We start from the raw sequence: 7,085 nt of genomic DNA on the forward strand, positions 1-7,085 counted from the left end.
CGGCGGCCGGCGTAAGGCAATTGGGCGGTGCCGAGCAACCAGTCGTCACGATGGGCGAGTTGGCACCAGCCCTCCGTTCTCGACCCCGCGGGCGCCCGGCACGACATCCTCCAGACCGTGGAGCGTTCGCCTCCAGGTCATACCGCCCTCTCGTGCGGCTTCGTGGGGGCTGCGGGCTCAATGACGAGCGGGCTCAGCACGCTGCTGGACGCTGCCCGCCCGGAAGTGGGTCAGGCCCGTTCCTTTTTGACAGACCCGATCCTGGGCCTGCTGATCGTCTGCGCGTTGGTCGTCATCGTGTCCGGGCACATGGGGCGCCGCCGCGCGAAGAAGCATGGCGTGGAGGGCCGTTGGCTGTCGCTGGCGGCCATCGGGGCTGGCTGTGCATCGTGTACGCGGTTCTGGTCAACGTCGTGGTCATGGGCCTGGTCACAGGGCTGGCGGTGCTGTTCGACTCGGCGGGCTGACAGGGCGTCTCTTCCGCGAGCGCCGCAGCTGCCGACACTGATCGGACCAGGTCCAGTGGTGACCACAGAGCGCGGCCACCGATCATAGGGACCGAACCAGACGAACTGTAACCGGGGTCCATGACCAGCGGGGAAAGACCCGAAAACACCGTCTGCACAAGCTCGTTGACATCCTTCAGGCGAGAGTCGACGACCCTCACGACTCTCCGTCACCGCCGAATGTGAGACGGGGCCGTTCGTTTGACAGAGCTCCTTAATACGCGCGTCCCGGGTTGAGGCGGCCCTCGGGGTCGAAGACGGCCTTGATGCCGGTCATCAACGCCCGCTCGGTGGGGCCGAGTTGTGCGTCGAGGTAGCGTGTCTTGAGCGAGCCCACGCCGTGCTCGCCGGTGATCGTGCCGCCGAGAGCGAGCGCCGCTGCCACGATGTCGTCGAAAGCGGCACCGGCACGGTCGGCGGCGTCACGGTCGGTGGCGTCGTAGACGACGGTCGGATGCAGGTTGCCGTCGGCGGCGTGGCCGAAGGTGCCGACCAGCACGTCGTGGTCGGCGGCAATTCGCTCGATCGCGGCAAGCAAGTGGGGAAGGTCCTGGACCGCGACGCCGACGTCGTCGAGCAGCGTGGTGCCCAGCCTCTCCAGAGCCGGGTACACCATTCGTCTGGCCTGCATGAACATCTCGCCTTCCGCCGGGTCGGCGGTGTGCAGCGCCTCGGTGGCGCCACCGGCTTCGGCCAGCCTGGCACAGGTGGCGGCCTCCTGATCGGCGGACGGCCCGTCGCACTGGACGAGTACGAGTGCCCCGGCCGACTCGTCCAACCCCATACGTGTCAGGCGATTGACGGCACGAATGCAGGTGCGGTCCATGAGCTCCACCGCCGCCGGGTCAGCGACCGCCGCGATCCGCAGCACGGTGTCGACTGCCCGCTGGGGTGTCGGGAACGCGGCCACTACGGTCGCGGTGGCCGCCGGGAACGGTCGCAGTCGCACGGTGGCGTTCACGATCACCGCCAGGGTGCCTTCGGAGCCGACGAGCAGCCGGGTGAGGTCGAGCCCGGTGACATTCTTGCGGGTCGGCGGACCGGTACGGATCACGCGACCATCGGCGAGTACGGCCGTCAGCGAGGCGACATGGTCGGCGGTGACCCCGTACTTGGCGCAGCACATGCCGCCTGCGTTGGTCGCCAGGTTGCCGCCCATGGTGGAGATCGCCTTGCTTCCCGGGTCCGGCGGATACCACAGGCCGTGCTCGCGGGCGCGGGCGTCGAGATCGCCGGTGAGCACGCCCGGCTCGACCGTTGCCGTGCGGCCGGGCACGTCCAGGGCGAGGATCCGGTCCATCGCGGCGAGCGAGAGTACGACGCAGCCGTCGATCGCATTGGCCGCGCCGGCCAACCCGGTGCCGGCCCCCCGGGTCACCACCGGCGCGTGATGGTCGCCGGCTGTGCGCAGCGTGGTGATCACGTCATCCGTCGAGCGGGCGCGCACCACCGCCGCCGGGCGCCCCGCGGGAGCCAGCAGGCACTGGTCACGGCGGTAGGCCTCCATCGCGTCCCGGTCGGTGACCACCCGGCCCGGCAGCGCGGCGGCGAGGGCGGTGACGACGTCCGCGAGCACCTCGGTCATGGCGTCTCCGGCTCGTAGAAGCCGCGGATGTGAGCCACGACCAGCTCGGCGGCACGGTCGGTCTCGCCCGCGTCCAGCGCGTCGACGATCGCCTGGTGTTCGGCCAGCAGACGCCCGAGCACCGTGGCCGGATCGGCCACCGCGGCGAGCGCGTCGAGCAGGTAGCCGGCGATGCAGTCGCGCAGCACGCCGATGACGAAACCCAGCGCCTGATTACCGCCGGCGTAGGCGAGTTGCACATGGAAGTCCACGTCAGCGGCGTGGAAGGTGTGAATGTCGGCGTTCTCCACCGCTGCCGCCATGGTCACCAGGCAGGTCCGAGCCACATCCGGCACGGACGTGGTCTGCCGTATCGCCTCCGCCTCCAGCAGCGTGCGCAGCGCCACCAGGTCTGCCAGCGGGATCGCGCCGACCTGCAAAGCGGTGCTCAGCGCCAGGCCCGCCGCGCCGGCCGTGCGCTCGTGGGTGACGCGCGGACGCGCGGTGGAAACGGTGTCCGCGCCGCTGATCAGACCGTGCGCCTGCAACACCCGCAACGCCTCGCGAATGGTGGACCGCCCGACGCCGAAGGACTGGGCGAGTTCGGTTTCCGTGGGCAGCTCGGTGTCGGCGGGGAATGTGCCGTCCAGGATGGCCGCCCGCAGGCGCTGAGCCACGTCGAGGCTCAAGGGCACGCGCGATACCGGCGAGATCGTCATGCCGCACACGATAGCTCCTTGTCTGTTTGTCGGACAAGCAGCTATCGTGCTTCTCGCTGTGCTGCAGGACACAAGGCCTTTACCTCAAAGACGCGGAAATCAGGTGTCGCCATGACCGAGAAGCTCGAGCTCGACCCGGCCAAGACCGCAATCGTGCTCATCGAGTACCAGAACGAGTTCACCAGCGACGGCGGTGTGCTGAACGGGGCGGTCGCCGACGTGATGCAGCGCACCGGCATGCTTGCCAACACCGTCGCCCTGGTCGACGCCGCCCGGCAGGCCGGAGTGTCGATCATGCACGCGCCGATCACGTTCGCGGAGGGCTACGGTGAGCTGACCCGTCACCCGTACGGCATCCTCAAAGGCGTCGTGGACGGGAAGGCGTTCGTCAAGGGCACGTGGGGCGCGGCCATCGTCGACGAGCTGACTCCGGTGAACGGGGACATCGTCATCGAGGGCAAGCGCGGGCTCGACACCTTCGCCAGCACGAACCTCGATTTCATCCTGCGCAGCAAGGGCATCGACACGATCATCCTCGGCGGCTTCCTCACCAACTGCTGCGTGGAGTCGACCATGCGCACCGGTTACGAGCACGGCTTCCGGGTGATCACCCTGACCGACTGCGTCGCCGCCACCTCGCAGGAGGAGCACGACAACGCCATCTCCTACGACTTCCCGATGTTCTCGCTGCCGATGACCTCTGCCGACGTCATCGCCGCCCTGTAGTCCCGCCGTCGCCCCGCCCCGGGGGCTTGGCCGGCCAGAGTGCTCTCCCTCGGCTTCGGTCGCCCCGCCGTCGGTGGTCCTGACGCGAAGGCAGTTGACATCGCCTGGGGCGAACGGTGCGAGACCCACCGGCGCTCGTGCTCCAGGCGGTGTCCGACCGTCCTTCCGGGCATGTGGGGCGAGGCGGGCGGTGGAAAGGTCACGGCAGGTGATCAACGGCATTCTGGTGCGTCGGCGGTCCGGGTCCTCCCTCGGCGGGATCCACCCCCAGCGTTCGGGGAGTGGAACACCGTCCGCCGGCAGCACTGCGCAGCCTCGCCGGCCGCTGTGAGGCGGCCATACAGGCCGGCCGGCAGCCGATCCGCACAGCCGCCCGCCCCTTGTGCACCTCACTCACGGAGCGCGACATGCCATCTGACCGGATACGGGAGCTGATCAGGCGGGGCGCCGCGGTGGCTGCGCGCTCTCCGGAGGAGTGGCTGCGCGAGATCGAGGACGCCACTTTGTCGGCGGAGTACCTGCAAGCCCTGACCGATGACCCGGAGCTCACCGCTCAGATCCGCCGCACCAGCCGCGCCAACATCCTGCACTGGGCGAGGTGGAACGTGCACAGCCCAGGTGCTCAGGTGCCGGCGAACGTCGGCCCGGAAGCCTTGGCCACCGCCCGGGAACTGGTCCGCCGCGGACTGAACGACTCGGCCCTGCAGTCCTACCGCAGCGGTCAGAACGCGGCCTGGCTGCGCTGGATGTCGATCGCTTTCGAGCTGACGTCCGACCCCGCAGAGCTGCGGGAGCTGCTGGATGTCTCCAGCCGGTCGATCTCGGCGTTCGTCGACGCCACCATCGCCGCGGTCTCCGCACAGATCCAGGCGGAGCGCGACGAGCTGACCCGAGGTACGAATGCCGAGCGCCGAGAGCTGGTGACCTTGCTGGTCAACGGGGCGCCGATCCACCCGGACAGGGCCTCGGCCCGGCTCGGCTACCAGTTGGAGCAGACCCATACCGCGGCCGTCGTCTGGAGTGACGCCGCGGAGTCGGACCTGGGCGATCTGGAGCGCGCGGTCGACGCCCTGGCCAAAGACGCCGACGCGGCTCGCTTCCTCACTGTGACGGTCAGTGCCGCGATGCTGTGGGTGTGGCTGCCTTCCGCCACACCGCCGGCGACGAACCGGCTGGAGCAGCACCTGGACAGCCACCCCACTGCCCGGGCAGCCCTCGGCAGTACCGGGTACGGCGTAGAGGGCTTTCGCCGCAGTCACCTCAACGCCATGACCACGCAGCGCATGATGGCGCGCCTGCACACCGTCCGCCCTGTGGCCCGTTTCGAGACGGTCGAGATCCTTGCTCTGGTGACGCAGGAACCGCAACAGGCCGACCAGTTCGTCCGGCGGACCCTGGGCGGACTCGCCACGGCTGCGCCGGAGCTGCGTGAGGCGGTGGCCGCCTACATCCACGAGGAATGCAACGCCACCCGGGCGGCCGCCCGCCTCTTCACCCACCGAAACACCCTGCTGCGCCGGCTTGAGCGAGCCCAGCACCTCCTGCCCCACCCTCTGGCAGGGAACACGGTGCGCATCGCAGTCGCCCTCGACGTCCTGCACTGGCGCGGCGACGGATGAACCGGACTTGGGCCCGTGCCCGCCTGCTGGGACGGAAGGAGCGAAGCGTGGTTCCGGCGTGCGGCACATCGCCGGGTGCACAGTGCACCACCTGTCCCGAAGACGGGTGCTGATTACACCTTCCGACGTTCTGCGTGCGGCCGCAGCATGTAAGGGCGACGACGAACAGATCACTGGAGGGCCGCTCATGTCCGTCTCCGAGGCACCGCCAAGTACCGAGCACATCGATGTGCTGATCGTCGGTGCCGGCATCTCCGGCATCGGGGCGGCCCACTACCTGCAAAGCGAGCACCCGCAGCGCAGCTACGCGATTCTGGAGACGCGCGGCGCGCTGGGCGGCACCTGGGACCTGTTCCGCTACCCCGGCATCCGCTCGGACTCCGACCTGCACACCTTCGGCTACGCCTTCAAGCCCTGGGAAGAGGAGGCCATCGCCCGCGGCGACAGGATCCTCGCCTACCTGCACGAGACCGCTGCGGAAAACGGCATCGACAAGAAGGTGCGCTTCCACCACACGGTGCGCAGCGCTGCCTGGTCGAGTACCGAGGCTCGCTGGACGGTCGAGGTCGAGCGCACCGACACCGGCGAACGGCTGAGCCTGTTGTGCAAATGGCTGTTCTGCGCCGGCGGTTACTACCGCTACGACCAGGGGTACACCCCGCACTTCGAGGGCATCGAGCGGTTTGAGGGCCTGATCGTGCACCCGCAGCACTGGCCCGAAGACCTCGACTACCGCGGCAGGCGGGTCGTGGTGATCGGCAGCGGCGCCACGGCGGTCACCCTCGTGCCGGCCATGGCGGGCGCGGCCGCCCATGTGACGATGCTGCAGCGCACCCCCACCTACGTCTTGCCCGTCCCTTCCACGGACAAGATCGCCCACCTCCTGCGCAAGGTCCTGGGCCGACGCCGCGGGTATGCGTGGACACGGCGCAAGAACGTCGCCCAGCAAGCCGCGATCTGGCGGTTCTGCCAGCGCTTCCCGCGCAGCGCCCGGCGGCTGATCCGCTGGGTCAACACCCGCCAACTGCCCAAGGACTATCCGGTCGAGGAGCACTTCAACCCGCCCTACGACCCGTGGGACCAGCGTATGTGCGTGGTGCCGGACGGCGACCTCTTCGAGGCGCTGCGCAACAGCAGTGCCTCGATCGTCACCGACCGGATCGACACCTTCACCGAACGCGGCATCCGCCTGTCCTCCGGGCGCAGGCTGGAAGCCGACATCATCGTGACCGCGACCGGGCTGAACGTGCAGGCACTCGGTGGTATCCAGCTCACCGTCGACGGAACGAAGGTGCACCTGCCGGACAAGGTCGCGTTCAAGGGCATGATGCTGTCCGGGGTACCCAACTTCTCGTTCGCGGTCGGCTACACCAACTCCTCCTGGACACTGAAGGTCGGCCTACTGTGCGAGCACTTCTGCCGCCTGCTCGACTACATGGACGCCCACGGCCACACCATCTGCTGCCCGGAGCTGAGCGACCCCGACATGCCCACCCGCCCGCTACTCGACTTCGAAGCCGGCTACATCAAACGGGCCATCGACCACCTGCCGCGCCAAGGCGCCAAGGAACCGTGGCTGATGTCGATGGACTACCAGGCCGACGTCAAACTCCTGCGGGAAGACTCCGTAGAGAACGAAAACCTCCGCTTCTCCTCCCCTGCCACGGCCGCCCGCACGGCGCACGGCCTGCAGGCGACGGCACACCGGGGACCATGACCGGGTCGACGTCCGCGGCTTGGAGATGCTGTGGGCCGACTCGGCCACCGCTGCTGCCTCACCGGGCCAGGTACGCACCGCAATGGCCGTGACTCCTCCCCCTCATGAATGAGGGGGCTTCTCGCTATGCTGGGTTGGCGTCGCGACGGACCAGCCCGGCCCGTAGAACGTTCAGGGCGCCCACCGTGTCCGCGTGCGCGCTGTGGCCGCACGAAACGCAGTGGAACTTCTCCT

The 7,085-nt window shown here is 68.9% G+C and carries 6 protein-coding genes; 3 read left to right on the forward strand and 3 right to left on the reverse strand.

The window, feature by feature from the left end; translation table 11 throughout:
- Positions 1–720 precede the first annotated feature (720 nt).
- On the reverse strand, positions 721–2,091 hold the full coding sequence (locus ACFVVO_RS37850; RefSeq protein ID WP_390061315.1) for an FAD-binding oxidoreductase: 1,371 nt from the start codon (positions 2,089–2,091) through the stop codon (positions 721–723).
- A complete protein-coding gene (locus ACFVVO_RS37855) occupies positions 2,088–2,789 on the reverse strand; it encodes a FadR/GntR family transcriptional regulator (RefSeq protein WP_390061316.1) in 702 nt (233 codons plus the stop codon). The genes ACFVVO_RS37850 and ACFVVO_RS37855 overlap by 4 nt, the downstream gene beginning before the upstream one ends.
- Before the next feature lie 111 nt (positions 2,790–2,900).
- Here ACFVVO_RS37855 and ACFVVO_RS37860 point away from each other — a divergent pair, with 111 nt between their 5' ends.
- The 3 genes from ACFVVO_RS37860 to ACFVVO_RS37870 all read left to right on the forward strand — a co-directional run bounded on the left by ACFVVO_RS37860 (position 2,901) and on the right by ACFVVO_RS37870 (position 6,851).
- Positions 2,901–3,515: a cysteine hydrolase gene (locus ACFVVO_RS37860; RefSeq protein ID WP_390061318.1), complete on the forward strand. Its 615-nt coding sequence runs from the start codon at positions 2,901–2,903 to the stop codon at positions 3,513–3,515.
- A gap of 407 nt (positions 3,516–3,922) precedes the next feature.
- Positions 3,923–5,134, forward strand: a complete 1,212-nt coding sequence (locus tag ACFVVO_RS37865; protein ID WP_390061319.1) for a PucR family transcriptional regulator — start codon at positions 3,923–3,925, stop codon at positions 5,132–5,134.
- A gap of 187 nt (positions 5,135–5,321) precedes the next feature.
- Positions 5,322–6,851, forward strand: coding sequence for a flavin-containing monooxygenase (locus tag ACFVVO_RS37870; RefSeq protein ID WP_390061321.1), 1,530 nt, complete (start codon positions 5,322–5,324; stop codon positions 6,849–6,851).
- A 124-nt stretch (positions 6,852–6,975) separates the two neighbouring features.
- On the opposite strand, the gene ACFVVO_RS37875 is transcribed toward ACFVVO_RS37870, so the two are convergent.
- Positions 6,976–7,085 (reverse strand): zinc ribbon domain-containing protein (locus ACFVVO_RS37875; protein WP_390061325.1); only part of this gene is annotated, 110 nt, incomplete at its 5' end.

Origin of the sequence: Streptomyces sp. NPDC058145, assembly GCF_042884245.1 — a bacterium.
In the GTDB taxonomy this organism is placed as follows: Bacteria; Actinomycetota; Actinomycetes; order Streptomycetales; family Streptomycetaceae; genus Streptomyces.

What these genes read in the sequence shown, in the direction of transcription:
- ACFVVO_RS37870 (WP_390061321.1), top strand. Translation starts at nt 5,322, where the DNA reads ATGTCCGTCTCCGAGGCACCGCCAAGTACCGAGCACATCGATGTGCTG.
- ACFVVO_RS37855 (WP_390061316.1), bottom strand. Translation starts at nt 2,789, where the DNA reads ATGACGATCTCGCCGGTATCGCGCGTGCCCTTGAGCCTCGACGTGGCT.
- ACFVVO_RS37850 (WP_390061315.1), bottom strand. Translation starts at nt 2,091, where the DNA reads ATGACCGAGGTGCTCGCGGACGTCGTCACCGCCCTCGCCGCCGCGCTG.
- ACFVVO_RS37865 (WP_390061319.1), top strand. Translation starts at nt 3,923, where the DNA reads ATGCCATCTGACCGGATACGGGAGCTGATCAGGCGGGGCGCCGCGGTG.
- ACFVVO_RS37860 (WP_390061318.1), top strand. Translation starts at nt 2,901, where the DNA reads ATGACCGAGAAGCTCGAGCTCGACCCGGCCAAGACCGCAATCGTGCTC.